Source organism: Streptomyces sp. NBC_01474 (assembly GCF_035918215.1).
Classification (GTDB): Bacteria; Actinomycetota; Actinomycetes; order Streptomycetales; family Streptomycetaceae; genus Streptomyces; species Streptomyces aureus.
Genome location: NZ_CP109449.1, coordinates 5,172,680 through 5,197,619, shown reverse-complemented (window position 1 = coordinate 5,197,619; position 24,940 = coordinate 5,172,680). Strand labels below are relative to the sequence as shown.

Here is a 24,940-nt window from a genome sequence, read left to right as displayed (position 1 = left end):
GGACGCGGTTCTTTGTTCAAGGAAGAGGCACAGATGACCGACCCGGTGGCGCTGGACGGCGAGGGGCCGATCGGCGAGTTCGACGAGAAGCGGGCCGAGAACGCTGTGCGTGAGCTGCTCATCGCGGTCGGGGAGGACCCCGACCGCGAGGGCCTCAAGGAGACGCCGGCGCGGGTGGCTCGGGCGTACAAGGAGATATTCGCGGGCCTGTGGCAGAAGCCCGAGGATGTCCTGACGACGACGTTCGACCTCGGGCACGACGAGATGGTCCTGGTGAAGGACATCGAGGTCCAGAGCAGCTGTGAGCACCATCTGGTGCCGTTCGTCGGTGTCGCCCACGTCGGCTACATCCCGTCGAGCGACGGCAAGATCACGGGCCTGTCGAAGCTGGCCCGCCTCGTGGACGTCTACGCCCGGCGCCCGCAGGTCCAGGAACGCCTGACCACGCAGATCGCCGACTCCCTGATGGAGATCCTGGAGCCGCGCGGGGTGATCGTGGTCGTCGAGTGCGAGCACATGTGCATGACGATGCGCGGGGTGCGCAAGCAGGGCGCGAAGACCATCACGTCCGCGGTGCGCGGCCAGCTGCGCGACCCGGCGACGCGCAACGAGGCGATGAGCCTGATCATCGCGCGCTGAGCCCGTGCGGGCACGCGGCAGGCACATGGCGGGCCCCCGTGAGTCCCCCGGGCCCTCAGTGGGCCCTCAGTGGGTCCCTGGCGGGTCAGGCCGCCGGTGCGGCCCCGCCGTGGTCCTCGTCGTCGTCCTCAGGGAGCTTGCAGACGCGCTCCAGGAAGAGGGCGGCCGCTATCACGGCGATGCCGGTGAGGACCGAGAAACCGGCGTAGATCGCCTGGTCGCGGCGGGCCGGGACGTCGAGGTGCTCGAGCAGGAAGGCGCCTGTGCCGCCGTACATCCCGGCGACCAGGGCGGCGACCAGGGCGCTGGCCTGGCCGAAGACGAGGGCGCGGGCCGCCATCAGCGGGTCGACGCCCTTGGCGCCGGGGCGCCGCTCGCGCTGGGCGCGCAGCCGGGCCCGGATGGAGAGCGCGGTCGCCAGCAGGATGACGGCGATCACGGCGAGGACGATCGGCGCCGCCAGCGGGACCCTCGGCAGCGTGCCGACCGAATCCCACAGGCGGGCGCCCGCCCAGCTCAGTACACCGGCGCCCAGGAAGAGGCCGGCCAGCGTCCTGATGCGCAGTTGCTTCATTCCGGTGGTCGCCCCTCAGTCCCCGCGCTGTCTTCGTGTGCCCGCATGACCCTAACGACTATTCGGGCAACTGGAGTTCCAGGTCGGCGCGCGGCGCGACGCCTTCGCGGGTGACCGCGGCGAGCAGCTCGGCGACCGGTCCGTGGCCCGGCAGCTGTGCCTCCGGCTCCACGTCGAACCAGGGCGCGAGGACGAAGGCCCGCTGGTGCGCGCGCGGGTGGGGGAGCGTGAGGACCGGGTCGTCGGAGACGACGTCGGCGTACGTGACGATGTCGACGTCGATCGTGCGGGCCCCCCAGCGCTCGTCACGGACGCGGTCGAAGGCCTCCTCGACGGCGTGCGCCCGCTCCAGGAGGGAGGACGGGGGGAGGGTCGTGCGGAGCACGATCACCGCGTTGAAGTACGCGGGCTGGCTGCCCGGCTCGACGCCCCACGGCTCGGTCTCGTAGACGGGCGAGACGGCCTTCACGCGGACGCCGGGGGTGTCCTCCAGCGCGTCGATGGCGCCCTGGATGGTCTCGAGGCGGTTCCCCAGGTTCGAGCCGAGGGCGATCACCGCGCGTTTGGGGTTGGAGAGCGTGGTGTCGGCCGCGTCCACCTGTTCCACCACGGAGGCGGGCACCGGCTGTACGGTCGGATCGCTGGGGCCCTCGGTGAAAGATGCAGTCATACTCGGCTCCGGGTGATGGTGACGGTCACATCGTCGAAGGGGACGGTGATCGGCGCGTCCGGCTTGTGGACGCAGACCTCGACCTCCAGGACTCCTTCGTGCTTCAGGCACGTCCCGGCGATGCGCTCGGCGAGCGTCTCGATGAGATCGACCGGATCGCCTTCGACGACGGCCACGACCTCCTCCGCCACGATGCCGTAGTGCACGGTCTTCGCCAGGTCGTCGTCGGCCGCGGCCGCGCGTGTGTCCAGTCCGAGCACCAGGTCCACGATGAAGGTCTGGCCTTCCTCGCGCTCCTTGGGGAAGACGCCATGGTGCCCGCGGGCCTTGAGGCCGCGCAGCGCGACACGATCCACGCGAATCACTCCTGCAATCGTCGGTAGCGGCGGGTTCGTACCGAGTGCGGTCGGCACACCAGCCTCGATCGAATCTACCTGCGAGCACCGACAGCGTTCGCCCGCGGGGGCTATGGACAGGGCGGCTCACCGCTGGTAGCCGCGCCCCTACCCACCAGCGCGCTACGGCAACCGCGTGGGTGCCACGTGGACCCGCCCACCCCGTCAGGAGCTGCTCAGGAGGGTGTCTCGTCGCTTTCCTCGCCGGCGTCGCCCTCGGGCTCGGACTCGGCGAGTACGGGCGACGCGTGGTGCGACCACAGTTTCCAGCCGTCACGTGTGCGACGGAACACATTCGTGGCGACGACGCGCTGGCCGACGAGCGGGCCGAGTTCGTCGCCCTCCTCGGGGGCCGGGCCGCCGCTGAGGATGTTCTCGGTGCAGGTGATCAGAGCCGTGTCGGCGACGATGCTGATGTGCACATCCGTGAGGAAGAACTGGATGTACTCGGTGTTCGCCATGATCAGCGCGTACGAGCGCAGGACCTCGCCGCGGCCGGTGAGCACGGGCCAGCCGGGGTGCACGCAGCTGATGGACGTGTCCTCGGCCTCGTCGGAGTCCTCGCTGTACGAGACGTCCTCGGGCGCGATCCAGAGCGCCGTCAGCAGTTCGAAGTCGCCCCGCTCCAGTGCCTCGTAGAAGGAGCGGTTGGCGCTGTCCACGGCCTCCGCGTCGGTGCGCCTGGCCGCCGCACCGCGCGGCTCGTCGGGCTCCCTCGGTGGGGTCACTGGGCTCCCTCTACGGCGCGGGCGACACGGACCGCGTCCGCCGTGGCGCGGACCTCGTGGACGCGGACCGCCCAGGCGCCCTGATGGGCCGCGATCGCGGAGACGGCGGCCGTGGCGGCGTCGCGCTCGCGGGCCGGGGGCGGGGCGCCCTGGTCGCCGGCCAGCACATGGCCGAGGAACCGCTTGCGGGAGGCGGCGACCAGCAGGGGGCGGCCGAGCGCGCGCAGCTCCTCCAGGTGGGCTAGGAGCTGCAGATCGTGGGCGGCCTCCTTGGAGAAGCCGAGGCCCGGGTCGACGACGATGCGCTCGGGGGCGATGCCGCCCTCGATGACGGCCTCCACGCGCGCGCGGAGCTCGGCGACGACCTCGGAGACCACGTCCTCGTATGTGCCCTTGACGTTGCCGCCCTCCAGGAAGCCGCGCCAGTGCATGACGACGAAGGGGGCGCCCGCCGCGGCGACGACGGGGATCATCGCCGGGTCGGCGAGGCCGCCGCTGACGTCGTTGACGAGGGAGGCGCCGGCCGCCAGGGAGCGCTCGGCCACGGAGGCGCGCATGGTGTCGACGGACACGGCGACGCCCTCCGAGGACAGGCCCTGCACGACGGGGATGACGCGCTTGAGCTCCTCGTGCTCGTCGACGCGGGTGGCGCCGGGGCGGGTCGACTCGCCGCCGACGTCGATGAGGTCGGCGCCCTGTGCGACCAGTTCGAGGCCGTGTTTCACGGCGGCCGTCGTGTCGAACCAGCGGCCCCCGTCGGAGAAGGAATCGGGCGTCACATTGACGACTCCCATGACCGCGCAGCGGTCCCATTCGGGAAGGCCTGTGACGTGGCCGCGACGGCCCGGCGACGTGCTCATGCCTTCAAGCCTAGGCCCGGCGGCCCGGTGGCCGTGCCACGGCCGGATACCGGACCGGGCTCAGGCGGCCCGCACGCCGCGCTGACCGCCGTCGGGCGCGCCGTCGTGTGCGCAGGGCCGGGGCGCGGCCGTACGCCGCCGCAGGACGCGCGGCATGCCGAGGTTCACGAAGCCCTCCGCCTGCATGGCGGCGAAGCCGATCCGGGGCAGGTCGCGCGGGGAGCGGTAGACCACGAAGCGGGGCTCCCAGCGCGGCCGGAACTTCGCGTTGAACCGGTACAGCGACTCGATCTGGAACCACCGGGACAGAAAGACGAGCAGCCCGCGCCAGGCCCGCAGGACCGGGCCCGCGCCGATCTTCTCGCCGCGCGCGAGCGCGGCGCGGAACATCGCGAAGTTCAGCGAGATCCGCGTGATGCCGAGCTTCGGGGCGGCCTGGAGGGCGGCCACGATGAGGAGTTCGTTCATGCCGGGGTCGGCGGCGCGGTCTCGGCGCATCAGGTCGAGGGAGACGCCGTCGGTGCCCCAGGGGACGAAGTGGAGTACGGCCTTCAGGTCGCCGTGGGGGCCGGCCGGGTCGTCGTCCTTGTGGGCCGTGGCGACCAGGCAGTCGCCGTCCGCGGTGTCGCCGATGCGGCCGAGCGCCATGGAGAAGCCGCGTTCGGTGTCGGTGCCGCGCCAGTCGTCGGCGGCACGCCTGATCCGCTCCAGCTCCTGGTCGCCGAGGTCACGGATGCGCCGCACCCGAGTCTCGTAGCCATTGCGCTCGATCCTCTTGACCATCTGGCGTACGTTGCGCATCGCACGCCCGGCCAGGGAGAAATCCGCGGTGTCCACCACCGCCTCGTCGCCCAGTTCGAGTGCGTCGAGGCCGGTCTCGCGGGTCCAGACCTCGCCGCCCGTCTCGGAGCAGCCCATGACGGCCGGGGTCCATGAATGGGCCTTGGCCTCGTCCATGAACCGCTCGATGGCTCCGGGCCACGCCTCCACGTCCCCGACGGGGTCGCCGCTCGCGAGCATCACGCCCGACACGACGCGGTAGCAGACGGCCGCCTTGCCGCTGGGAGAGAAGACGACCCCCTTGTCGCGGCGGAGCGCGAAGTGGCCGAGGGAGTCCCTGGCGCCGTGCTTGTCCAGGAGGGAGCGCAGCCGCGCCTCGTCGTCCTCGGTGAGGCGTGCGACCGGGTGTTCGGGCCGGAACGCCAGATAAATGGTCGTCAGCGCGGTGAGCAGGCCGAGCGCGCCGAGCGAGCAGGCCACGGTCCAGGAGGTGCGGCCCGCGTAGTCGACGGGTCCGTCCATGCCGAACAGGCCGTACAGGACGTGTTCCAGACGGTCGGACAGGCTCGGGTCGCCCACCAGCTTCTTGGGGTGGGCGCTCACGATGGCGAGGCCGATGACGATCGAACCGGCGCCCATGAGCACGAAGTTCGCGAGCGCCCGCCAGCGGCTGCGCGGGTCGGGCAGCGCCGCGAACTCACTCCGGTGGCGCAGCAGCACCGTGAGCAGCACGAGCGGGATCAGCACACCGAACAGGGAGTGCCGGTACGCGAACTGCGCGAGCGCTCCGAGGGGCAGGAGCACCACGGCCGCGCGCCAGGCCCGCCGCTTTCGGCGGCGCAGCCCGTGTGCGAGGAGGAGCAGCAGGACACCCGTACTGATGGCGAGTGCGGCCGCGAACGGGCCGAGGGCGCCGGGCAGGACCTCGGCCAGCGCGTACATGCGGCTGTGCCGGAACCGCGGGAAGACGCCCGCCGCGATGTCGAGGAGTCCGACGAGGATGCAGGCCCGGGCGATCAGGGCGGGGACGGCCTCGGGCCGGGGGCCCCGCAGTATCCGGCGCAGATGCTGGGTTTTGCCCGGAACCTCGCCTGACATATCGGCATCTATCCTGACAGACATTGCATCCCGTAGTTCCGCGAGAGGGCTCGAAGCCGGTGCCATTTCCGGCATCCGGCCACATTGCGCCCTCTAGGACGGGACTTGTGGGAGGCGGGTTCACTCGGCCAGGTAAACCGGTGGAAAAGGTTCAGAAACCAGGAAGCGCAGGCGGTTACAGCACGATGGGTCTCACGAGCAGCAAGGTTCTTGCGCTTTCGGTCTTACTGGCCGTGCTCCTCTTCGCCGGCACGGTCTGGCTGTGGCCACGCCTGGCGGGCCGCACCTGGGGATCCGTCACTGGGCGGGTGGGCCTGCTGCTCGCGACGCAGCTCACGCTGTTCCTCTCGGTCGGACTCGCCGCCAACCAGGCGTTCGGGTTCTACGCCACGTGGGACGACCTCCTCGGGCGGGAGCAGGGCCAGGGCGTGGTCACCGACCTCGGCGCAGTAAGCACCCGGGGGCCCCTTCAGGTACTCGGCACGCGGTACGTGAACGTGCCGGGCGGCTCACAGCCCGAGGTCGGCGGCCAGATCCAGAAGGTCGACATCGTCGGGAAGCGCTCGCACATCGCCACGTCCGCGTACGTCTATCTGCCGCCCGAGTACTTCAAAGGCCGCTACAGGGACCACACTTTCCCCGCCTCGGTCGTCCTCACCGGCTACCCCGGCACCGCCGAGGCGCTCATCAAGGGACTGCGCTACCCGACCACCGCCCACGAGCAGGCCAGGGCGGGCGCGATGCGGCCGATGATCCTGGTGATGATGCGCCCGACCGTGGCGCCGCCGCGCGACACGGAGTGTGTGGACGTGCCGGGCGGCCCGCAGACGGAGACGTTCTTCGCCCGGGACCTGCCCCAGGTCATCTCGGCGCACTACAGGGTCAACAGGAAGCCCGGCGGCTGGGGCATCGTGGGCGACTCCACGGGCGGCTACTGCGCCCTGAAGATCGCCGTGCACCACCCCCGGGTCTACGGCGCGGGGGCCGGCCTGTCCGCGTACTACAAGGCGCCCGTCGACCCCACCACGGGCGACCTTTTTCACGGAGACGAGGCACTGGAGCGGCACGCCGACCTGATGTGGACCCTGAGACATGAGAGGCCGCCCGCCACGTCGCTGCTGGTCACCACGAGCAGGCGCGGCGAGAGCAACTACGGGAACACGATGAGGTTCATCCGTGAGGTGAAGCCGCCCACCGGTATCTCGTCGATCGTCCTGGACAGCGGCGGCCACAACTTCAACACCTGGCGCCGCGAGATCCCGGCCACGCTGGCGTGGGTGAGCGCGCGCATCACGGAGTAGGGATCCGGGGGCTTGGGGGCTTAGGGGCTCACGCTTCGGGGTTCACGCGCCCTCAGGCCCCCGTCACCGTCTCCAGTTCGACCTCCGCGCGCGGGATGTCCCGGGCGTCCGCCGCCGTCGAGCGGCGCAGCGCCTCGTGCAGCCGCGCGGGGGTGAGGACGCCGAGGAAGCGGCCCTCGCCGTGCTCGTCGATGACGGCGATCCAGCCCGCGTCGTGCTGGAGCATCGTGGCGAACGCCTGCTTGAGGGAGGCGCCGACCGGCAGCCACGCCTCCATGCGGCGGGCATGCTCACGGACCGTGCCGCTGTGCACGCGCGCGTGCTCCGCGGAGATCCAGCCGTGCAGGTTGTTGTCGCCGTCGAGGACCACCGCCCAGGGGGCGTCGAGCTTCGCCGGCAGCGGGTCGTCGAGATGCACGACGGGCGGCTGCTCCAGGTCGCTCTCCTCGATGGGCGTGACGGACAGGCGCTTGAGGCCGCGGTCCGCGCCGACGAAGTCGGCCACGTACTCGGTCGCGGGGGCGCCGAGGACGGTCGACGGAGTGTCGAACTGCTCGATCCGGCCCTGCCCGTACACGGCGATCCGGTCGCCGAGCCGGACGGCCTCCTCGATGTCGTGGGTGACGAACAGGACCGTCTTGCGCACGGCCTGCTGGAGGCGCAGGAACTCGTTCTGCAGGTGTTCGCGCACGACCGGGTCGACCGCGCCGAACGGCTCGTCCATCAGGAGTACGGGAGGATCCGCCGCCAACGCCCTTGCCACACCGACGCGTTGACGCTGTCCGCCGGAGAGCTGGTCGGGGTAGCGGTGGCCGAAGGTGCGCGGGTCGAGCCCGACGAGGTCGAGGAGTTCGGCGGCGCGTTCGCGGGCCTTGGCGCGCTTGACGCCGAGGAGGTGCGGGACGGTCGCCGTGTTGTCGAGGACCGTCTTGTGCGGGAAGAGACCGACCTGCTGGATCACATAGCCGATGCGGCGCCGGAGTTGGACCGGGTCGACGCCGGATATGTCGTCGCCGTCGAGGAGTATCCGGCCCTCGCTCGGTTCGATGAGCCGGTTGACCATCTTCATCGTGGTGGTCTTGCCGCAGCCCGACGGGCCGACGAGCGTGACGAGTTCCCCCTCGTTCACCTCGAAGGACAGGTCGTCGACGGCCGTTGTCCCGTCGGCGTATCGCTTGGTGACGTGCTCGAACCGGATCATGGGTCCCCATTGTGCCGGGCAGTCGCCGCCTGTGGGCAGCCGCTGTGTGAAGGCCGTGTTGCGTCGTGACGAGGGGTCTCGGCGATTGTCAGTGGTGGGGGCTAGGGTCGTCCGCAGTCGGAATCAGGCGCTCGCGCGAGCGGTTTCAAGACATACGTACGGGGATTCGGGGGAGGTGGGACGGGTGAGCAGTCCCAATTGCATGGTGACCAATGAGTGGGTGTGCGGGGAATACCTGCGCACCCGCAGGCCGGAGCTGGTCGACGCGGTCGTCCAGCACATCGGCATCACGGCCGCTTCCGTCGTGATCGGCGTGCTGATCGCCTTCCCGCTGGCCCTCCTGGCCCGGCGCCGGCGCGCCTTCGCGGGCCCGGTGCTCGGCCTGACGACGGTGCTCTACACGATCCCGTCGCTGGCCATGTTCTCGCTGCTGCTCCCGCTGTTCGGGCTCTCCGCCTCGCTCGTGATCACCGGACTCGTCCTCTACACCCTGACGATCCTGGTGCGGAATTTCCTGGCGGGCCTCCAGGCCGTGCCGGACGAGGCGAGAGAAGCGGCCCGTGGCATGGGGTACGGGCCGGTCCGGCTGTTGTGGGAGGTCGAACTGCCGCTGGCGCTGCCCGCCATGCTCGCGGGCGTGCGCATCGCCACGGTCTCCACGGTCGCGCTGACGACGGTCGGCGCGATCGTCGACTACGGCGGCCTGGGCACGCTGATCATGGACGGGCTCGACAGCGACTTCAAGGCCCAGGTGCTCACGGCGTCCGTGCTGTGCGTGCTCCTCGCCGTGGGCGCCGATCTGCTGCTGCTCGGCCTCCAGCGGTGGCTGACCCCCTGGACCCGCGTCGCGTCCGGGACGTCCCGCATACGCAGACGCACGGACCGCTCCGGCAGTCCGGACCGCCCGGGTGGCGGCTCCGGCGACACGGAGCGACGTAAGGAGAAGGCGGCGCAGGCGGCATGAGCGCGATATCGGGGGCCTACGACTGGCTGACGACAGGGGCCAACTGGCAGGGCCAGAAGGGGGTGTGGCACCGCCTGGCCGAGCATCTGTACTTCAGCGGCGTCACCCTCGCCGTGTCCTGCCTGATCGCCCTGCCGCTCGCGCTGTGGCTCGGGCACATCGGCAAGGGCGGCGGCCTCGCCGTCAACATCTCGAACGCGGGCCGCGCGGTGCCCACGCTCGCGGTGCTCGTCCTGCTCACGCTGACGCCGCTGGGCCGGCACGGGGACCTGCCGACGTTCATCGCGCTCGTGCTGTTCGCGGTGCCGCCGCTGCTGACCAACGCCTACATCGGGATGCGCGAGGTCGACCGGGCCGTCGTGGAGGCGGCGCGGGGGATGGGGATGAGCGGAGGACAGGTGTTCCGGCGGGTCGAACTCCCGCTGGCGTACCCGATGGTCATCACCGGGGTCCGGCTGGCGGCGGTGCAGGTGATCGCCACGGCGACGCTCGCCGCGATGGCCGGCAAGGGCGGGCTCGGGCGGATCATCACGGCCGGGTTCAACCTCCAGGACACCCCGCAGGTGGTCGCCGGCGCGGTCCTGGTGGCGTTGCTCGCGCTGCTCGTGGAGGGCGTCCTGGCGGGCGCGGGGCGGGTTCTGGATCCGATGAAGGGCCGCTCCGGCGCGGCGCGCTGAACCCCGCTCGGGCGGCGAGGCGGGCTGAACCCCCGACGGGCGCCGCGGCGGGCGGGACGCCAACTTGATATCTCGTCACGGCATTTCGATCATTCCGGCTTTCGATTGGGTGGACAACGATGAACAGCAGAACGCGACGGATCGCCGTGGCGGCGGTCGCCGTCGGCGCGCTCACCACCGGACTCACCGCGTGCGGCGGGGACAGCCTGGAGGGCGGCAAGAGCGACAAGGCCGGCTCCGACTCGGAGGGGAGCGGCAAGAAGGGCACGGTCGTCGTCGGCGCCGCCGGGTTCACCGAGTCGAAGGTGATGGCGGAGCTCTACAAGCAGGTTCTGGCCGACGCCGGATACTCCGCCTCGGTCAAGACCGTCGAGAACCGCGAGATCTACGAGCCGCAGCTCGCCAAGGGCGCCATCGACGTCGTTCCCGAATACGCGGCGACGCTCGCGGAATTCCTCAATCTCAAGAAGAACGGCGCGGACGCCAAGCCCGTCGCCTCGAGTGATCTTGATGCGACTGTCACCGCGCTGCGCGGACTCGCCGGACCCGAGGGACTGACCGTGCTCGACGCCGGAGAGGCCGTCGACCAGAACGCCTTCGCGGTGAGCGCGGATTACGCGAAACAGCACCATCTGAAGACCCTTTCGGACCTCGGCAAGTCCGGCCAGAAGGTCAAGATCGCGGCCGGTGACGAATGCGAGAAGAGGCCCTTCTGCGCCCCGGGTCTCGAGAAGACGTACGGCATCAAGGTCAGCGGGATCGACCCCAAGGGTGTCGGCACCACGCAGGCCAAGCAGGCCGTCAAGAACGGTGAGGACCAGCTGGTTCTGACGACCACCACGGACGCCACGCTGAAGAGCTTCGGCCTGGTGCTCCTGGAGGACGACAAGAAGCTCCAGAACGCGGACAACATCGTTCCGGTCGTGAACACCAAGGACGCGGGCGACAAGGAGATAGCCGCCGTACTCGGGAAGCTGACCAAGACGCTGACGACCGGCGATCTCGTCGAGCTCAACCGGAAGGTCGACGCGGAGCGCCAGAAGGAGGCCGATGTGGCCAAGGAGTATCTCCAGTCGAAGGGGCTCCTGAAGAACTGAACGGTCCGCGCAGGAGCTGATCGGCAAAGGCGCCGAGTTCAGGGGTGAATGGGAGTGGCGGGACAGAAGACCACGGGATTTTGGCTGCCGGGGCACCACGATTCGCCTACGCGCGGTAAGTTTCTGGCCATGCCACGTGGACGTCACCGCCATTCCCCACCCCTGCACAGGCTGCTTCCCCCCTCGGCGATCGCAGGCGTCCCGCTCGTCTGCGCGGCCGGCGCCTGGCTGACCGCGGAGCCGCTCGTGCTGCGCGGCCTGGTCGGTGCCGCCGCCTGCGCTGCCGTGGTGGGCGCGGTCGTCATGCGCCGCTGGGACCGGCTGGCGGGCAAGCGCGTCGCCGAGCTGAACCGGTCGCGGGTGAGCGACGAATGGCGCCACGACGAGCGCGTCGCCGAACTCGAGACGGACCTCGAGGAGTCGCGTGAGCTGCGCTTCAAGATGGAGGCGAAGCTGCGCGGCAAGCGCACGGAGCTGGCGGCCCTGCGCAACGAGCACGCGGCCCTGCTGCGGCGCTACGCGACAGCGGAGACGGAGCGGGCCACCGCCCTGGAGGGCCGCAGGCAGCTCGCGATAGAGGCCTCGGCCCCGGCGCGTGCGTTGCCCGCGGCCGCCTCCCCGGCACCCGGCGCCGAGCTCGTCCCGGCGCAGCGCGCCACGTCCACCGGCGCGCCGGTGACTTCTCCGGTGCTCTATCTGCGGGCGAACGCCGCGCTCGACCGTATGGCGCGCGCCGCGAACCCTCCGCGGGGCGACGGCCCGAAGGCCGCGGCTCCCCAGGGCGGTGAGCCGCAGGGGAAGCCCGAGGCGGCCCGCGCACAGGAGCACGAGCACGTGGCCGCCCTGCCGTCCGGCGTCCCCGGCCACTTCACCGTCCCGGCCGCGGCGGCGGTCGTGCCGCCCGCGGCGGTGCGGCGGCCCCTGGTCGAGGGCGGATTCGACTTCTTCGGTACGAAGGGCGTGGCGCCCGCGGCCCTGGAGGCCGTGCAGAACACCGACCTCGCGGACGTCGTCGGCGAGGAGGCCCTCGCGCTCCACAAGGCGGACGCCGAGGCCGAGTTCAAGCAGGCCGACGCCACGACCTCGGGCGAGGGCGTCAGCCAGGTCATCGACCTGACCGCTCACGACGAGACGGAGCAGATCGACGTGGCGGAGCTGCGGTCAGCGATGCGGGCATAGGTTCCGGCGGCGGAGACGTAAGCACGTACGACGTAAATGGGGCGGGGCCTCGGTGTGTGTCACACCGAGGCCCCGCCCCATCGCCATGCCGCCGCCCTCACGGGGCCATCCAGCGGTCGGGCCGTGCCACCTTCCGTCCCGTCCGTGAGCGGTCCGCCTGGGCCCGCAGGAGCGCCGCCGCCTCCCCGGCGTCCCGCAGCCGGGCCGTCACCGTCTTGTTGGCACCCGTGTCCACATGGACGTCGGCCACGCCCCGGAACCGCTCCCAGGGCCCCTGCGTGAGCCGCACACTCTGCACCTTCGCGTGCGGCACCAGCGCGAGCCGCCGCCGCATCAGACCGTGCCGGGACGCGAACACCGCGTCGGTCGTCACGAGCCCGTAGCCCCGCCACCACACCGGCACGCACCACGCCGCGCGCTTCGGCGGCCGGGTCAGCGCCTCCGCGCCCGGCACCGTCACCCCGGGAAGCACCCGTTCCACCACGCCCTCCGCGATCTCGCGGGGCGCGACCGGCACGAGGACGGAGTTCGACGAGCCGGCCACGGCCAGTTCGACGCGCACCCAGCCGCGCCGCCGCCACAGCAGCGGCTCCACGATCCGTACGGTCTGCACCCGTCCCGGCGGCACCGTCTCGTGGTCGCGGTCGAGGAGGCCGTGGTCGATGCGCAGGCCGTCGGGCGACTCGCCCACCGTCCAGTCGTACTCCTTGATGAAGCGGCCCACGCTGTTCGTGCCGGCGCCGCCCGCGAGCGGGACGGCCACGGCGAGCACCGTCCACAGGTTGTGGGTGGCGAACCACAGCAGCGCCGGCACGACGACCGCGGCGAGCAGCATCGCCCAGGGCCCGCCGGTGAGCAGAAGTGAGACGGCGAGCATGCGGGGCGGCACGTGCAGGATCTGCTCGGCCGGTGCCTCGCCGACATCGCGCACGGTCTCGGGCGCGAACCCGGCCGCACGGGCGAGCAGTTCGGCGCGCAGCTCGCGGGCCTCGCGCTCGCCGAGATAGGCGAGTTCGTCCTTCTTGTCCGCGCCTATGGCATCCAGTTTGAGCTTGGCGACGCCCACGAAGCGGGCGAGCAGCGGCTGGGTGACGTCCACGGCCTGGATCCGGTCGAGCCGGATGTGGGCGGTGCGGCGGAACAACAGGCCCGTACGGATGCGCAGTTCGGCGTCGGTGACGGAGAAGTGCGTGAACCACCAGGTCAGGAACCCGTAGAGGGCGGCGGCCGGGATCAGTACGGCAATGCCGATGAAGAGGGTGGTCGCGGTGAGCTGGGCGAGCCTGCGCTGCGCCTCGTTCAGGTCGTGGACCGCCCAGCCGAGGACGATCGCGACGGGCGCCCAGGCCCGGCGCAACGGCGTGACGGGGTGCAGGCGCCGCTCGCGCGCCCCGGCGGTCAGATCCTGGTCCCGTACGTCCTCGTGGACGTCCGGGGCGGTCACAGCCCCGCCGATCGGGCCTCGCCGAGTTCGGTGAGCCGGTCGCGCAGGCGCTCGGCCTCGGCGGGCGTCAGACCAGGGATCGTGGCGTCGGTCGCCGCGGCCGCCGTGTGCAGCTGGAGGCTCGCGAGCCCGAACTTCCGCTCGAGCGGCCCGGACGTGACCTCGACGAGCTGCATGCGCCCGTACGGCACGATCGTTTCCTCACGCCACAGGACGCCCCGGCTGATCAGCAGGTCGTCGGCGCGCTCGGCGTAGCGCCACGAGCGCCAGTTGCGCCCGAGCATCGGCCATCCCCACAGCAGTCCGGCGAGCGGCAGCAGCCCGAATGCCGCCCACACGCCACCGGCGAACACTCCGAGCAGCACCCCCACCGCCGCCGTCAGCGGCACCAGCCACAGCACGAGCAGCAGCCTGCGCACCTTCAGCAGCCCTCTCGGGAGCCCGGTCCACACCGGTTCCGCCCCGGCTCCCGCCCTCGGAGCCGCCATCCCCTCAGTCCCCGTTTCCATGCACCCACCCTACGTACGAGACACTGTTCCCATGACGCCCACGACGGAGACGACGGTCGGCATCGGCGGCGCCGCCGAGACCACCGACATGGTGCTCAACATCGGCCCGCAGCACCCGTCCACGCACGGGGTGCTGCGCCTGCGCCTCGTCCTCGACGGCGAGCGCATCCGGCAGGCCGAGCCGGTCATCGGCTATATGCACCGCGGCGCGGAGAAGCTCTTCGAGGCCCGCGACTACCGGCAGATCGTGATGCTGGCCAACCGCCACGACTGGCTCTCCGCCTTCTCGAGCGAACTCGGGGTCGTCCTCGCCGTCGAGCGGATGCTCGGCATGGAGGTCCCTGAGCGCGCGGTGTGGCTGCGCACCCTGCTCGCGGAGCTGAACCGGGTTCTCAACCACCTGATGTTCCTTGGTTCGTACCCGCTCGAACTGGGCGGAATCACCCCGGTGTTCTATGCCTTCCGGGAACGCGAGGAACTCCAGCACGTCATGGAGGAGATGTCCGGCGGCCGCATGCACTACATGTTCAACCGCGTCGGCGGCCTCAAGGAGGACGTGCCGGCCGGCTGGACCACCCGCGCGCGTGAGGCGGTCGCCTCGGTGCGCTCGCGCATGGACGTGTACGACGACCTGGTCCTCGGCAACGAGATCTTCCGCGGCCGCACGCGCAACGTGGGCGTGCTGTCCCCGGAGGCGGTGCACTCCTACGGAGTGAGCGGTCCGATCGCCCGGGCCTCCGGCGTCGACTTCGACCTGCGCCGCGACGAGCCGTACCTCGCGTACGGGGAGCTCCAGGACACCCTGAAGGTCGTCACGCGGCGCGAGGGCGACTGCCTGGCCCGCTTCGAGGTCCTCCTGGAGCAGACCCACAACGCCCTGGACCTCGCCGACGCCTGCCTGGACCGGCTCGCCGAGCTGCCGCCCGGCCCCGTCAACCAGCGCCTCCCGAAGGTCCTCAAGGCGCCCGAGGGCCACACGTACGCGTGGACCGAGAACCCGCTCGGGATCAACGGCTACTACCTGGTCAGCAAGGGCGAGAAGACGCCGTACCGGCTCAAGCTGCGGTCCGCCTCGTACAACAACATCCAGGCACTCGCCGAGCTGCTGCCCGGCACGCTCGTGTCGGACATGGTGGCGATCCTCGGGTCACTGTTCTTCGTCGTCGGCGACATCGACAAGTAGGAGGTCCCGTACGCCTGCGCCCACGGGCTGCACCAGCCAGCCGAAGTCGCCGAGCCCGCCCGCCGCGGTCAGCTCGGCGGCCTCGCCCGCCCCGGACAGGGCCCGCACGTAGGCCGCCGGATCGCTGGAGGCGAGCGACAGCGGCGGACGGCCGCCGCTCACCCCGAGGGCGTGCAGTGCCGCGCGCTGCGTGAGGAGCAGGGCGCCCGGGAGCGCGCACGCGTCGAGCGCCACATGGGCCGTGATGTCGCACGAGCCGTCCGGCGCGGGCGGGGTCTCACGGCCCTCACGGAAGCCCGTGAGCGTCCCGAAGGGGGGCCGGGCATCCCGGGAGTGCGCGTAGTCGACGGCGACCGCCGCACCGCGCTCCAGCGTTCCCGCGGCCGCGGCCCAGGCGGCGTCCCTGGGGAGGCCGATCTCCGCCCGAAGCCCCGGTTCACCGGCGAGCGGCCACCACCGGGCCAGCCACTCCGCCTCCGGCCCGTCCACCATGGGCTCCCCGAGCTCCTCGGTCCCGTCCTGCTGTACGAGGACGTGGCGCGGCACTCCGGAGGTGTCGGCCTCGACGACGTCCAGGGGGACGTTGTCGAGCCACTCGTTCGCGAAGAGGAGTCCGGTGACCCCCTTCGGGGGGTGTGCGCACCACTCGATGCGGTGGTCGAGACCGGCGGGACGCTCCGCCCGTTCCACCGCGTACGCGCGCGTGCGGGCCGCCACCTCGGCGGGCAGCGCCCCCAGGACGCCCGTCACCAGCTCGCCGCGGCCCGCGCCCATGTCGACGAAGGCGAGTTCCGACGCGCCCCCGAGTGCCTCGTCCACCCGGCACAGAAGCCGCGCGACGGCCCCGGCGAACAGCGGCGACGCATGCACCGACGTGCGGAAATGCCCCGCGGGTCCCTCAGGCCTGCGATAGAAGCCGCGCGGCCCGTACAGCGCCTCCTCCGTCGCCTCGCGCCACCCACGCCCCGCACCCCACTGCTCGTTCGTCACAGGGAGAGGCTAGGGCCGGAGAAGGGGTCGGCCTCCACCTTGGGGAGTACGCGGGCGGTACTCGGATCGATCCTCCGGTTGACCTCTGCACACTGCACGCTTCTTTACGCTGGGTTACGTGCAGCGCCTTTACGACTTCTTCCGCCGACACCCGACGTGGGTCGACAGCTTCTGGGCCGTCGTCCTCCTCGGGGTCTCCGGCATGAGTCTGATCGCGGGGCAGGAGAACATGCAGGGCGACGCCCGCCTCCTGGGGATCCCCGTCGTCCTGGCGCTGAGCCTGGCCGTCGCCCTGCGCAGGCGCGCTCCCGAGCGGATGCTCATCCTCATCGCCCTCGTGGGCGTCTTCCAGCTCGTCGCGGACGTCCGCGTGCAGCCGGCCGACTTCGCCATGCTGGTGATCATCTACACCGTGGCGGCGGACAGCCCGCGCTGGGCGTCGAGATTCGCGCTGATCGGCGGCCTGTGCGCGGCGCCTCTCTCGCAGCTGCGCTGGCCGATGCACGAGACGAGCAGCGCGGGCAACGTGCTGATCACCATCTTCCAGATGGTGCCGTTCGCCCTGGCCTGGGTGCTCGGTGACTCCGTCCGCACACGCCGCGCCTACCTGGCGGAGCTGGAGGAGCGCGCCGCGCGTCTGGAGAAGGAGCGCGAGGCCCAGTCGAAGGTCGCCGTCGCCGCCGAGCGGGCCCGGATCGCGCGCGAGCTGCACGACGTCGTCGCCCACAACGTGTCGGTGATGGTGGTGCAGGCGGACGGCGCCGCGTACGTCATGGACACGGCTCCCGAGCAGGCGAGGAAGGCCCTGGAGACGATTTCCGGCACCGGCCGGCAGGCGCTCGCCGAGATGCGGCGCCTGCTCGGAGTGCTGCGCACCGGTGAGCACCAGGAGAGCGGCGAGTACGTGCCGCAGCCCGACGTCGAGCAGCTCGACGAGCTGATCGAGCAGGTGCGCACCGCGGGCCTGCCCGTCGACTTCAAGGTCGAGGGGACCCCGCGCCCGCTGCCCAGCGGCGTCGAGCTGACCGCGTACCGCATCGTGCAGGAGGCGCTGACCAACACCCGTAAGCACGGCGGCGCGAACGCGGGCGCGAGCGTCCGGCTCGTCTACTTCGACGACGGCCTCGGCCTGCTCGTCGAGGACGACGGCAAGGGCGCCCCGCACGAGCTGTACGAGGACGGGGGCGCCGACGGCCGCGGGCACGGACTCATCGGCATGCGGGAGCGCGTCGGTATGGTCGGCGGGACGCTCGACGCGGGACCGCGCCCCGGCGGCGGATTCCGGATCAGCGCGCTGCTGCCGCTCAAGCCCGCCCACTGACGCCGTGCACGTACTGAACCCGACCCCGTACACGTACCGAAAGGGACCCCCTTCATGGCGATCCGCGTGATGCTCGTCGACGACCAGGTGCTGCTGCGCACCGGCTTCCGGATGGTGCTCGACGCCCAGCCGGACATGGAGGTCGTCGCCGAGGCGGGCGACGGGGTCGAGGCGCTGGAGGTGCTGCGCGGCACGGCGGTCGACGTGGTCCTGATGGACGTCCGCATGCCGAAGCTGGACGGCGTGGAGACGACCCGGCGGATCTGCATGGAGGAGAACCCGCCGAAGGTGCTCATCCTGACGACGTTCGACCTCGACGAGTACGCCTTCTCGGGGCTGAAGGCCGGGGCGTCGGGGTTCATGCTCAAGGACGTGCCGCCCGGCGAGCTGCTCGGCGCGATCCGGGCCGTGCACAGCGGCGACGCGGTGGTCGCGCCGTCGACGACGAGGCGGCTGCTCGACCGCTTCGCGCCGATGCTGCCCAGCTCCGGGAAGGAGCCGCAGCTCGCCGGGCTCGGCCGGCTCACAGAGCGCGAGCGCGAGGTCATGATCCTCGTCGCGCAGGGCCTGTCGAACGGCGAGATCGCCGCACGGCTCGTCCTGTCGGAGGCGACCGTGAAGACGCACGTGGGCCGCATCCTCACCAAGCTGAACCTGCGCGACCGCGTCCAGGTCGTCGTACTCGCCTACGAGACGGGGCTCGTACGGGCCGGCGGCGGAGCTGCCTGACCTTCCCGAGCGGTCAGCGCAGTACGCCCTCGATGAAGTCGCTGCCCAGGCGGGCGACGGCCGTCAGATCCAGCTGGTGCTGGACGTAGCGGCCCCGGCGGCGCGTGGTGATTAGGCCCGCCTTCTTGAGCACGGTCAGGTGGCGGGATATCTCCGGTGCCGTCATTCCGTGCGCGTCGGAGAGCTCGCTCGTCGTGTACGCGCCGCGTGCGAGGTGGCGGCACAGGCGCATGCGTACGGGGTGCGCGAGGGCCGTCATCCGGCGCGTGAGCTGCTCGACGGTCGCCGGTGTGGTGAGGCCGGGCGAGCCGACGGGATACGTGATCGCCGGCTGCCATCCGAAGCGGTGCAGCACCATGAGGTGTGGCCAGCCGAGGCTGGTCGGCACGAGGACGAGACCGCCGTCCTCCGTGGTCGTGCGGCCCACGGTGATCTTGTCGACGGTGATCAGGTTCGCCGTCTCGTCGAGCGTGACGACCGACGACACCGCCGTCAGCGCCTCGGCCAGGCCCTTGCGCCTCAGGAGCTCGGTCTTGTGCCGGGCGTCGGCCGCGAGCTGGTGGTGGACGCGGGCCCAGATGTCCGCGAAGAACGCCTCCTCGCAGTCCTCCACGAGCCGCCGGAACCAGGCGCGTACGGCGGGCGGGTCGTCCAGGAGCCGCTGAGTGAACTGGACCTGGGGCAGCCCGCGTGTGGCCGCGAGGTCCAGGGCGCGACGGTGCATGTCCGGGTCGTCCAGCGGGTTGGCCTCGCGCAGCGCGTAGCTGTTCTGGCAGGTGAACTCAAGTGCTGCGTCCACGAACTGACGGTCGGTCAGCTTGTCGAGCAGATCGAGCTCCTCGGCGAGGGTGGCACCGGGCAGGGCGGCCCGGCCCGGGATCCCGGCGAACGGCGCGAACACGTCCGAGAACGTCGCCCGCCACAGGAAGTCCGCCTCGCAGAGCCGGTCCGCGAGGCACGGGTCGAGGCGCGCGGACACCGCGGTCGTCCAGCCCTGGAGCCCCGGGTGGTGCGCGGGCTCGGCCAGCGCGTGCAGCGCCATGCCCAGCTCGGCCAGGGGCGAGGGCACGACACTGATCCGCTCCGGGGCCAGCCCGCTGATGTCGATGCTCACGCTCATGGCTCCATGGTGCACGCAGGGTCGGACAACCGAGTTCTCGATTGACGGCTCCCGTCAATCCACGTGACCGGGCGTGGGCGCCGGGCGGAGTCTCCTTTAGGTCGGACCGAAGCGGCAAAGAGCGATGAATGCCAAACAGTGCCAATAAAGCTCTGCAAAGCAAATAAAGCTCTCCGAATAGCCGCATTCATGGTCATGACGTGACAATGAGAAGACCAGTGAGGGGTACGTCATGAGCATCAATCAGCAGTACGCACTGGATGTCTACCGCGCCTCCCTGCACGGGGAGCCCGCTCCGCCGGCGCCGGGCGTCCACGACTGGGGCGCCATCCGCGAGCTGCGCGACTACCGCCGCTTCCGCGCGGTCGTCGCCGGCCGCCCGGCGCACGGCCGTATCCGGGCCGCCCTGGCCCGCCTGATCCACCCGCACCGCGGCGCGGCGGGCTGCTGACCTCAAGCCCATGACGGACGCCGGTCAGGCTGCGCCGGTCAGGCGTTCTGGGCGGCGGTCTCCGGGGGGATGAGCGCCACGAAGTCCGCGACGGCCGCGCGGACGTCGTCGGCGGTCCATTCGAGCCCGCGCGCGGAGACCGTGACCTCGGTGACCGAAAGCCCCGGAGGGCCCTGCTCCCACCAGCGCCGGAACAGCGACGTCCGGGTCTGCTCGGCCTGCAGCACCGACGCCTCGTCGAGCCGTTTCGAGGCGTACGGCAGCCAGACCTGGAACTCGTGCGTGTGCGGCACCTCGGGGTGCACCCGCACCCACGGCACCCCGGCCTCGGCGAACCCTTCGCGCAGCGCCTCGGCGACCACGCGCGCGTGGGCCACGTAGTCGGGCACGCGCGGCAGCTCCCGCTCCAGGCCGACCAGGGCCGAGAGCACCGCGGGGAACTGCTGGAAGAGCTGGCCCCCGTAGCGGTGGCGCCAGGTCTTCGCCTCCTCGATGAACGACCGGGGCCCGGCGAGCGCCGCCCCGCTGAGGCCGCCGAGGGTCTTGTAGAACGACACGTACACGCTGTCGGCGAGGTCGGCGATCTCGGCCAGGGAGCGCCCGAAGTGGGTGGTGCACTCCCACAGGCGTGCCCCGTCGAAGTGCACGACGGCGTCCCGTTCCCTGGCCGCCTCGGTGACGGCGACCAGCTCGTCCCAGGTGGGCAGTACGTAACCGGCGTCCCGGAGCGGCAGTTCGAGCATCAGCGCGCCGAAGGGCTCGGCGAAGTCGCGTACCTCGTCGGCGTCGGGCAGCCGCGGCTCGGTCGTCGGGTGGACGGTGCGCAGGCCGCTCAGCGCGCTGAAGGCGCCGCGCTCGTGGCGCTCCGGGTGTGCCATCGGGTGCAGGGCGACCGTCGGGTTCCCCGTACGGCCCGCCCAGCAGCGCAGCGCGACCTGCTGCGCCATCGTGCCGGTGGGGAAGTAGGCCGCCGCCTCCGTGCCGAGGAGCCCCGCGACGCGCTCCTCCAGGTCGGCGACGATGCCGTCGCCGTACAGATCCCCGGTCCGGCCCGGGTCGGCGACCGACCATGCGGCCTCCGTGAGGGCCGTCAGGCGCTCACCGATGGTGGCGTCGAGGCCGTGCGCGCCCAGGATCCGCTCGGCGCCCCGCACGGCCGCGGCGCGGCGCTCCCGCGCCTTCGTCGCGTCGTCCGCCGCGGGGTTCTCCCGCTCTTCGCTTTCCGTCATCCGCCGATGATGTCGTACGCGCGTGCGGTTGCCCACAGCCTGTGGACGGGCCGGGGCTCGTGGAGCAGATCGCGTTAACATGACGAGAAATCGTCCGGTACCCCGAGCGGACTGGAACGGAAGGCCGTCGTCCTGTGAACGCACCTCCTCGACCCGAACCCACCGACCCAAGGGACCGCCCGGCCCGGCTCACCGTCGGAGTGGTCGGCGCGGGCCGTGTCGGCCCCGCCCTCGCGGCCTCCCTGGCCCTCGCGGGGCACCGCCCGGTCGCCGTCTCCGCGGTCTCCGAGGCATCCGTGCGCCGGGCCGGCCGCCTGCTGCCCGACGTCCCCGTCGTGACGCCCGCCGAGGTCCTCGCGCGCGCCGAACTCGTGCTCCTCACGGTGCCCGACGACGCGCTGCCCGGCCTCGTGGAAGGGCTCGCCGAGACCGGTTCCGTACGCCCGGGACAGCTGATCGTGCACACCTCGGGGCGCTACGGCACGAAGGTGCTCGACCCCGCACTGCGGGCCGGCGCGCTGCCGCTCGCGCTGCACCCCGCCATGACGTTCACCGGCACCCCCGTAGACGTACAGCGGCTGGCCGGCTGCGCCTTCGGCGTGACCGCGCCCGAGGAGCTGCGGCTCGCCGCGGAGGCGCTCGTCATCGAGATGGGCGGCGAGCCCGAGTGGATCCGCGAGGAGTCGCGCCCGCTGTACCACGCGGCGCTCGCCCTCGGCGCGAACCACCTGGTCACGCTGGTCGCCGAGTCCATGCAACTGCTCCGGACCGCGGGCGTCGAGGCCCCCGACCGGATGCTCGGCCCGCTGCTCGGCGCGGCCCTCGACAACGCCCTCAGGTCCGGCGACGCGGCGCTGACCGGGCCCGTCGCGCGCGGGGACGCGGGCACGGTCGCCGCCCATGTCACCGAGCTGCGCAAGCACGCGCCCGAGACCGTCGCCGGGTATCTGGCGATGGCCCGCGCCACCGCCGACCGTGCCCTCGCGCACGGCCTGCTCAAGCCCGAACTCGCCGAGGACCTGCTGGGGGTCCTGGCCGACGGCGCCGAGGGAGACAAGCGATGACCACAGTGCTGCACACCGCCGATGAACTGCGCGCGCGCACGCGTGCGGGCCGGCGCGCCGTCGTCATGACGATGGGCGCCCTGCACGACGGCCACGCCGAACTGATCCGCACGGCCCGCTCGATCGCCGGTGCCGACGGCGAAGTGGTGACGACCGTCTTCGTGAACCCGCTCCAGTTCGGCGCGGGCGAGGACCTCGACCGCTATCCGCGCACCCTCGACTCCGATGTCAAGATCGCCGAGCAGGCGGGCGCCGACGTCGTGTTCGCGCCCTCCGCGGACGAGGTCTACCCCGGCGGCGAGCCCCAGGTCCGCGTCGTCGCGGGCCCCATGGGCGAGCGCCTCGAAGGCGCCTCGCGGCCCGGCCACTTCGACGGCATGCTCACCGTCGTCGCCAAGCTGCTGCACCTGACCGCGGCCGACATCGCGCTGTTCGGGCAGAAGGACGCCCAGCAGATCGCCCTGGTCCGCCGCATGGTGCGCGACCTGAACTTCCCCGTGGAGATCGTCGGCGTACCCACCGTGCGCGAGGACGACGGCCTGGCCCTCTCCAGCCGCAACCGCTACCTCTCCGCCGAAGAGCGGCGCACCGCGCTCGCCCTGTCCCAGGCGCTCTTCGCCGGCCGTGACCGGCACGCCGCCCAGGAGGCCCTGCGCGCGCGTGCCCAGGAGGCGCCCTCCACGCACGCGCGTGCCGATGCCCTGAACGCGATCGGCGAGGCCCGTGCCGCGGCCGACGCGCACGCCGTCGCGAAGGCGTCGCCCGGCGGCCCCGAAGCCGTCCGCGCCGCGGCCCGCCAGGTCCTCGACGAGGCCGCCCGCGTCCGGCCGCCGCTCACGCTGGACTACCTCGCTCTCGTGGATCCGGCCGACTTCACCGACGTGAAGCGCGGCCACACCGGAGAAGCCGTGCTCGCCGTCGCCGCCAGGGTCGGTGCGACGCGGCTGATCGACAACATCCCCCTGACCTTCGGAGCTCCCGTATGAGTGCCACAGGGACCACAGCCACCGGTACAGCGACCGGCATACGCCTGCACGCGCCCGCGCCCGGCTGGTCCGTCACCGCCGACGTCGTGATCGTCGGCTCCGGTGTCGCCGGACTCACCGCGGCCCTGCGCTGCCAGGCGGCCGGACTGCGGACCGTCGTCGTCACCAAGGCCCGCCTCGACGACGGCTCCACGCGCTGGGCACAGGGCGGCGTCGCCGCGGCGCTCGGCGAGGGCGACACCCCCGAGCAGCATCTCGACGACACGCTCGTCGCGGGCGCGGGCCTGTGCGACGAGGAAGCGGTCCGCACCCTCGTCACGGAGGGCCCCGACGCCGTACGGCGGCTCATCGCGACCGGCGCCCACTTCGACGAGTCGGCCGACGGCGCCCTCGCGCTCACCCGGGAGGGCGGCCACCACCGCCGCCGCATCGCGCACGCGGGCGGCGACGCCACCGGCGCCGAGATCTCCCGCGCCCTCGTCGAAGCGGTACGCGCGCGTGGGATCAGGACCGTCGAGAACGCCCTGGTCCTCGATCTCCTCACGGACGCCGACGGGCGCACGGCGGGCGTCTCCCTGCACGTCATGGGGGAGGGCCAGCACGACGGCGTCGGCGCCGTGCTGGCGCCCGCGGTGGTCCTCGCGACCGGCGGCATGGGCCAGGTCTTCTCCGCCACCACCAATCCGCACGTCTCCACCGGCGACGGTGTCGCGCTCGCCCTGCGCGCGGGCGCGGAGGTCTCCGACCTGGAGTTCGTGCAGTTCCACCCGACGGTGCTCTTCCTCGGCGCGGACGCGGAGGGCCAGCAGCCGCTGGTCTCCGAGGCCGTACGCGGCGAGGGCGCCCACCTCGTCGACGCCGACGGGGTCCGCTTCATGGTCGGCCAGCACGAACTGGCCGAGCTCGCGCCGCGCGACATCGTCGCCAAGGGCATCATGCGCCGTATGCAGGAGCTGGGCGCCGAGCACATGTACCTGGACGCCCGGCACTTCGGCGCCGAGATGTGGGAGACCCGGTTCCCCACGATCCTCGCCGCCTGCCGCGCCCACGGCATCGACCCGGTCACCGAGCCCATCCCCGTGGCGCCCGCCGCGCACTACGCCTCCGGAGGCGTCCGCACGGACCTCCAGGGCCGCACGACGGTCCCCGGCCTGTACGCGTGCGGAGAGGTCGCCTGCACCGGCGTCCACGGCGCGAACCGCCTCGCCTCCAACTCCCTCCTGGAGGGCCTGGTCTACGCCGAGCGCATCGCGGACGACATCGCCGCGAACCACCGGGAGAACGGTCTCCACGCGCGCGTGCCCGCGCCCGTCCCGCACCCGGAGACCCCGACCCACGCCCTGATGCCGCCCGAGGCGCGGTTCGCCGTCCAGCGCGTCATGACGCGGGGCGCCGGCGTGCTGCGCTCCGCGGACTCCCTGGCCGAGGCCGCCGCGGGACTCGGCCGCATCCACGCCGAAGCGGCGGGCGCCCTCGCGGAGAACGGCAAGACCTCGGAGCCCGGCGTCGACACCTGGGAGGCCACCAACCTCCTGTGCGTCGCCCGCGTCCTCGTCGCCGCGGCCCGCCGCCGTGAGGAGACCCGCGGCTGCCACTGGCGCGAGGACCACGCCGACCGCGACGACGCGGCATGGCGGCGCCACATCGTCGTACGGCTGAATCCCGACCGGACGCTGGCCGTGCACACCACGCCCACCGCAGAATTCCCCCCGACCCGCCCCGAGTGCCGTACAAACCAGCAGGAGCAGTGA

At 72.0% G+C, this 24,940-nt stretch carries 25 protein-coding genes; 13 read left to right on the top strand and 12 right to left on the bottom strand.

Going from position 1 to position 24,940, the window contains the following annotated elements; translation table 11 throughout:
- Nucleotides 1-33: 33 nt before the first annotated feature.
- Nucleotides 34-639, top strand: coding sequence for a GTP cyclohydrolase I FolE (gene folE, locus OG758_RS23830; protein ID WP_326711835.1), 606 nt, complete (start codon nucleotides 34-36; stop codon nucleotides 637-639).
- Between the two features lie 85 nt (nucleotides 640-724).
- On the opposite strand, the gene OG758_RS23825 is transcribed toward folE, so the two are convergent.
- The 6 genes from OG758_RS23825 to OG758_RS23800 form a co-directional block, all read right to left on the bottom strand.
- Complete coding sequence (locus OG758_RS23825; RefSeq protein WP_326711834.1) at nucleotides 725-1,213, bottom strand: DUF3180 domain-containing protein; 489 nt, start codon at nucleotides 1,211-1,213, stop codon at nucleotides 725-727.
- Nucleotides 1,214-1,271: 58 nt separating this feature from the next.
- Nucleotides 1,272-1,883 carry a 2-amino-4-hydroxy-6-hydroxymethyldihydropteridine diphosphokinase gene (gene folK, locus OG758_RS23820; RefSeq protein ID WP_326711833.1) on the bottom strand — a complete coding sequence of 204 codons (612 nt, stop codon included), beginning with the start codon at nucleotides 1,881-1,883 and terminating at the stop codon, nucleotides 1,272-1,274.
- On the bottom strand, nucleotides 1,880-2,239 hold the full coding sequence (gene folB / locus OG758_RS23815; protein WP_116511517.1) for a dihydroneopterin aldolase: 360 nt from the start codon (nucleotides 2,237-2,239) through the stop codon (nucleotides 1,880-1,882). The genes folK and folB overlap by 4 nt, the downstream gene beginning before the upstream one ends.
- 215 nt (nucleotides 2,240-2,454) lie before the next feature.
- Entirely contained in the window at nucleotides 2,455-3,006 is a 552-nt protein-coding gene (locus OG758_RS23810; RefSeq protein ID WP_326711832.1) for a nuclear transport factor 2 family protein, read from the bottom strand.
- A complete protein-coding gene (gene folP, locus OG758_RS23805) occupies nucleotides 3,003-3,866 on the bottom strand; it encodes a dihydropteroate synthase (RefSeq protein ID WP_326711831.1) in 864 nt (287 codons plus the stop codon). Before folP ends, OG758_RS23810 begins: the two co-directional genes overlap by 4 nt.
- A 60-nt stretch (nucleotides 3,867-3,926) precedes the next feature.
- Nucleotides 3,927-5,744 carry a phosphatidylglycerol lysyltransferase domain-containing protein gene (locus OG758_RS23800; protein ID WP_326711830.1) on the bottom strand — a complete coding sequence of 606 codons (1,818 nt, stop codon included), beginning with the start codon at nucleotides 5,742-5,744 and terminating at the stop codon, nucleotides 3,927-3,929.
- 185 nt (nucleotides 5,745-5,929) lie between these two features.
- Between OG758_RS23800 and OG758_RS23795 the strand changes: the two genes are divergently transcribed.
- Complete coding sequence (locus OG758_RS23795; protein ID WP_326711829.1) at nucleotides 5,930-7,045, top strand: alpha/beta hydrolase; 1,116 nt, start codon at nucleotides 5,930-5,932, stop codon at nucleotides 7,043-7,045.
- A 52-nt stretch (nucleotides 7,046-7,097) separates the two neighbouring features.
- On the opposite strand, the gene OG758_RS23790 is transcribed toward OG758_RS23795, so the two are convergent.
- Nucleotides 7,098-8,246 carry an ABC transporter ATP-binding protein gene (locus OG758_RS23790; protein WP_326711828.1) on the bottom strand — a complete coding sequence of 383 codons (1,149 nt, stop codon included), beginning with the start codon at nucleotides 8,244-8,246 and terminating at the stop codon, nucleotides 7,098-7,100.
- Between the two features lie 184 nt (nucleotides 8,247-8,430).
- Between OG758_RS23790 and OG758_RS23785 the strand changes: the two genes are divergently transcribed.
- The 4 genes from OG758_RS23785 to OG758_RS23770 all read left to right on the top strand — a co-directional run bounded on the left by OG758_RS23785 (nucleotide 8,431) and on the right by OG758_RS23770 (nucleotide 12,163).
- Complete coding sequence (locus OG758_RS23785; RefSeq protein ID WP_326711827.1) at nucleotides 8,431-9,210, top strand: ABC transporter permease; 780 nt, start codon at nucleotides 8,431-8,433, stop codon at nucleotides 9,208-9,210.
- Entirely contained in the window at nucleotides 9,207-9,887 is a 681-nt protein-coding gene (locus tag OG758_RS23780; protein ID WP_326711826.1) for an ABC transporter permease, read from the top strand. Before OG758_RS23785 ends, OG758_RS23780 begins: the two co-directional genes overlap by 4 nt.
- A gap of 119 nt (nucleotides 9,888-10,006) precedes the next feature.
- On the top strand, nucleotides 10,007-10,984 hold the full coding sequence (locus OG758_RS23775; RefSeq protein ID WP_326711825.1) for an ABC transporter substrate-binding protein: 978 nt from the start codon (nucleotides 10,007-10,009) through the stop codon (nucleotides 10,982-10,984).
- Between the two features lie 129 nt (nucleotides 10,985-11,113).
- The gene (locus OG758_RS23770; RefSeq protein ID WP_326711824.1) at nucleotides 11,114-12,163 is read left to right on the top strand and encodes a hypothetical protein; all 1,050 of its coding nucleotides are present in this window, start codon (nucleotides 11,114-11,116) and stop codon (nucleotides 12,161-12,163) included.
- 97 nt (nucleotides 12,164-12,260) lie between these two features.
- Here OG758_RS23770 and OG758_RS23765 read toward each other — a convergent pair whose 3' ends face one another.
- Both OG758_RS23765 and OG758_RS23760 read right to left on the bottom strand, forming a co-directional pair.
- Nucleotides 12,261-13,607 (bottom strand): PH domain-containing protein, encoded by a 1,347-nt coding sequence (locus tag OG758_RS23765; protein ID WP_326711823.1) that lies wholly within the window; start codon nucleotides 13,605-13,607, stop codon nucleotides 12,261-12,263.
- Nucleotides 13,604-14,116: a PH domain-containing protein gene (locus OG758_RS23760; RefSeq protein WP_326711822.1), complete on the bottom strand. Its 513-nt coding sequence runs from the start codon at nucleotides 14,114-14,116 to the stop codon at nucleotides 13,604-13,606. Before OG758_RS23760 ends, OG758_RS23765 begins: the two co-directional genes overlap by 4 nt.
- A gap of 31 nt (nucleotides 14,117-14,147) precedes the next feature.
- Here OG758_RS23760 and OG758_RS23755 point away from each other — a divergent pair, with 31 nt between their 5' ends.
- Entirely contained in the window at nucleotides 14,148-15,299 is a 1,152-nt protein-coding gene (locus tag OG758_RS23755) for an NADH-quinone oxidoreductase subunit D (protein ID WP_326711821.1), read from the top strand.
- Here the strand turns inward: OG758_RS23755 and OG758_RS23750 are convergent.
- Nucleotides 15,264-16,289 carry an SAM-dependent methyltransferase gene (locus OG758_RS23750; protein ID WP_326711820.1) on the bottom strand — a complete coding sequence of 342 codons (1,026 nt, stop codon included), beginning with the start codon at nucleotides 16,287-16,289 and terminating at the stop codon, nucleotides 15,264-15,266. The two genes, OG758_RS23755 and OG758_RS23750, sit on opposite strands and share 36 nt — an antisense overlap.
- A gap of 118 nt (nucleotides 16,290-16,407) precedes the next feature.
- Here OG758_RS23750 and OG758_RS23745 point away from each other — a divergent pair, with 118 nt between their 5' ends.
- Together OG758_RS23745 and OG758_RS23740 are read left to right on the top strand one after the other, a co-directional pair.
- Complete coding sequence (locus tag OG758_RS23745) at nucleotides 16,408-17,610, top strand: sensor histidine kinase (protein ID WP_326711819.1); 1,203 nt, start codon at nucleotides 16,408-16,410, stop codon at nucleotides 17,608-17,610.
- Between the two features lie 54 nt (nucleotides 17,611-17,664).
- Nucleotides 17,665-18,339, top strand: a complete 675-nt coding sequence (locus tag OG758_RS23740) for a response regulator transcription factor (RefSeq protein WP_326711818.1) — start codon at nucleotides 17,665-17,667, stop codon at nucleotides 18,337-18,339.
- 13 nt (nucleotides 18,340-18,352) lie between these two features.
- Here OG758_RS23740 and OG758_RS23735 read toward each other — a convergent pair whose 3' ends face one another.
- Complete coding sequence (locus tag OG758_RS23735; protein WP_326711817.1) at nucleotides 18,353-19,459, bottom strand: DUF5937 family protein; 1,107 nt, start codon at nucleotides 19,457-19,459, stop codon at nucleotides 18,353-18,355.
- 232 nt (nucleotides 19,460-19,691) lie between these two features.
- Here OG758_RS23735 and OG758_RS23730 point away from each other — a divergent pair, with 232 nt between their 5' ends.
- Entirely contained in the window at nucleotides 19,692-19,910 is a 219-nt protein-coding gene (locus OG758_RS23730) for a hypothetical protein (RefSeq protein WP_326711816.1), read from the top strand.
- A gap of 38 nt (nucleotides 19,911-19,948) precedes the next feature.
- Here OG758_RS23730 and OG758_RS23725 read toward each other — a convergent pair whose 3' ends face one another.
- Nucleotides 19,949-21,139 (bottom strand): threonine aldolase family protein, encoded by a 1,191-nt coding sequence (locus tag OG758_RS23725; RefSeq protein WP_326711815.1) that lies wholly within the window; start codon nucleotides 21,137-21,139, stop codon nucleotides 19,949-19,951.
- A 134-nt stretch (nucleotides 21,140-21,273) separates the two neighbouring features.
- Between OG758_RS23725 and OG758_RS23720 the strand changes: the two genes are divergently transcribed.
- From OG758_RS23720 to OG758_RS23710, 3 genes are read left to right on the top strand one after another with little or no spacing between them, the layout of a single operon-like run.
- On the top strand, nucleotides 21,274-22,203 hold the full coding sequence (locus OG758_RS23720; protein ID WP_326711814.1) for a Rossmann-like and DUF2520 domain-containing protein: 930 nt from the start codon (nucleotides 21,274-21,276) through the stop codon (nucleotides 22,201-22,203).
- Nucleotides 22,200-23,189 (top strand): pantoate--beta-alanine ligase, encoded by a 990-nt coding sequence (panC, locus tag OG758_RS23715; RefSeq protein WP_326711813.1) that lies wholly within the window; start codon nucleotides 22,200-22,202, stop codon nucleotides 23,187-23,189. The genes OG758_RS23720 and panC overlap by 4 nt, the downstream gene beginning before the upstream one ends.
- Nucleotides 23,186-24,940 carry an L-aspartate oxidase gene (locus OG758_RS23710; RefSeq protein WP_326711812.1) on the top strand — a complete coding sequence of 585 codons (1,755 nt, stop codon included), beginning with the start codon at nucleotides 23,186-23,188 and terminating at the stop codon, nucleotides 24,938-24,940. The genes panC and OG758_RS23710 overlap by 4 nt, the downstream gene beginning before the upstream one ends.

Bases quoted from the DNA above. Each gene is read 5' to 3' on its own strand.
- folE (WP_326711835.1), top strand. From the start codon at position 34: ATGACCGACCCGGTGGCGCTGGACGGCGAGGGGCCGATCGGCGAGTTC.
- OG758_RS23825 (WP_326711834.1), bottom strand. From the start codon at position 1,213: ATGAAGCAACTGCGCATCAGGACGCTGGCCGGCCTCTTCCTGGGCGCC.
- folK (WP_326711833.1), bottom strand. From the start codon at position 1,883: ATGACTGCATCTTTCACCGAGGGCCCCAGCGATCCGACCGTACAGCCG.
- folP (WP_326711831.1), bottom strand. From the start codon at position 3,866: ATGAGCACGTCGCCGGGCCGTCGCGGCCACGTCACAGGCCTTCCCGAA.
- OG758_RS23800 (WP_326711830.1), bottom strand. From the start codon at position 5,744: ATGTCAGGCGAGGTTCCGGGCAAAACCCAGCATCTGCGCCGGATACTG.
- OG758_RS23795 (WP_326711829.1), top strand. From the start codon at position 5,930: ATGGGTCTCACGAGCAGCAAGGTTCTTGCGCTTTCGGTCTTACTGGCC.
- OG758_RS23790 (WP_326711828.1), bottom strand. From the start codon at position 8,246: ATGATCCGGTTCGAGCACGTCACCAAGCGATACGCCGACGGGACAACG.
- OG758_RS23780 (WP_326711826.1), top strand. From the start codon at position 9,207: ATGAGCGCGATATCGGGGGCCTACGACTGGCTGACGACAGGGGCCAAC.
- OG758_RS23775 (WP_326711825.1), top strand. From the start codon at position 10,007: ATGAACAGCAGAACGCGACGGATCGCCGTGGCGGCGGTCGCCGTCGGC.
- OG758_RS23770 (WP_326711824.1), top strand. From the start codon at position 11,114: ATGCCACGTGGACGTCACCGCCATTCCCCACCCCTGCACAGGCTGCTT.
- OG758_RS23760 (WP_326711822.1), bottom strand. From the start codon at position 14,116: ATGGAAACGGGGACTGAGGGGATGGCGGCTCCGAGGGCGGGAGCCGGG.
- OG758_RS23755 (WP_326711821.1), top strand. From the start codon at position 14,148: ATGACGCCCACGACGGAGACGACGGTCGGCATCGGCGGCGCCGCCGAG.
- OG758_RS23740 (WP_326711818.1), top strand. From the start codon at position 17,665: ATGGCGATCCGCGTGATGCTCGTCGACGACCAGGTGCTGCTGCGCACC.
- OG758_RS23735 (WP_326711817.1), bottom strand. From the start codon at position 19,459: ATGAGCGTGAGCATCGACATCAGCGGGCTGGCCCCGGAGCGGATCAGT.
- OG758_RS23730 (WP_326711816.1), top strand. From the start codon at position 19,692: ATGAGCATCAATCAGCAGTACGCACTGGATGTCTACCGCGCCTCCCTG.
- OG758_RS23725 (WP_326711815.1), bottom strand. From the start codon at position 21,139: ATGACGGAAAGCGAAGAGCGGGAGAACCCCGCGGCGGACGACGCGACG.
- panC (WP_326711813.1), top strand. From the start codon at position 22,200: ATGACCACAGTGCTGCACACCGCCGATGAACTGCGCGCGCGCACGCGT.
- OG758_RS23710 (WP_326711812.1), top strand. From the start codon at position 23,186: ATGAGTGCCACAGGGACCACAGCCACCGGTACAGCGACCGGCATACGC.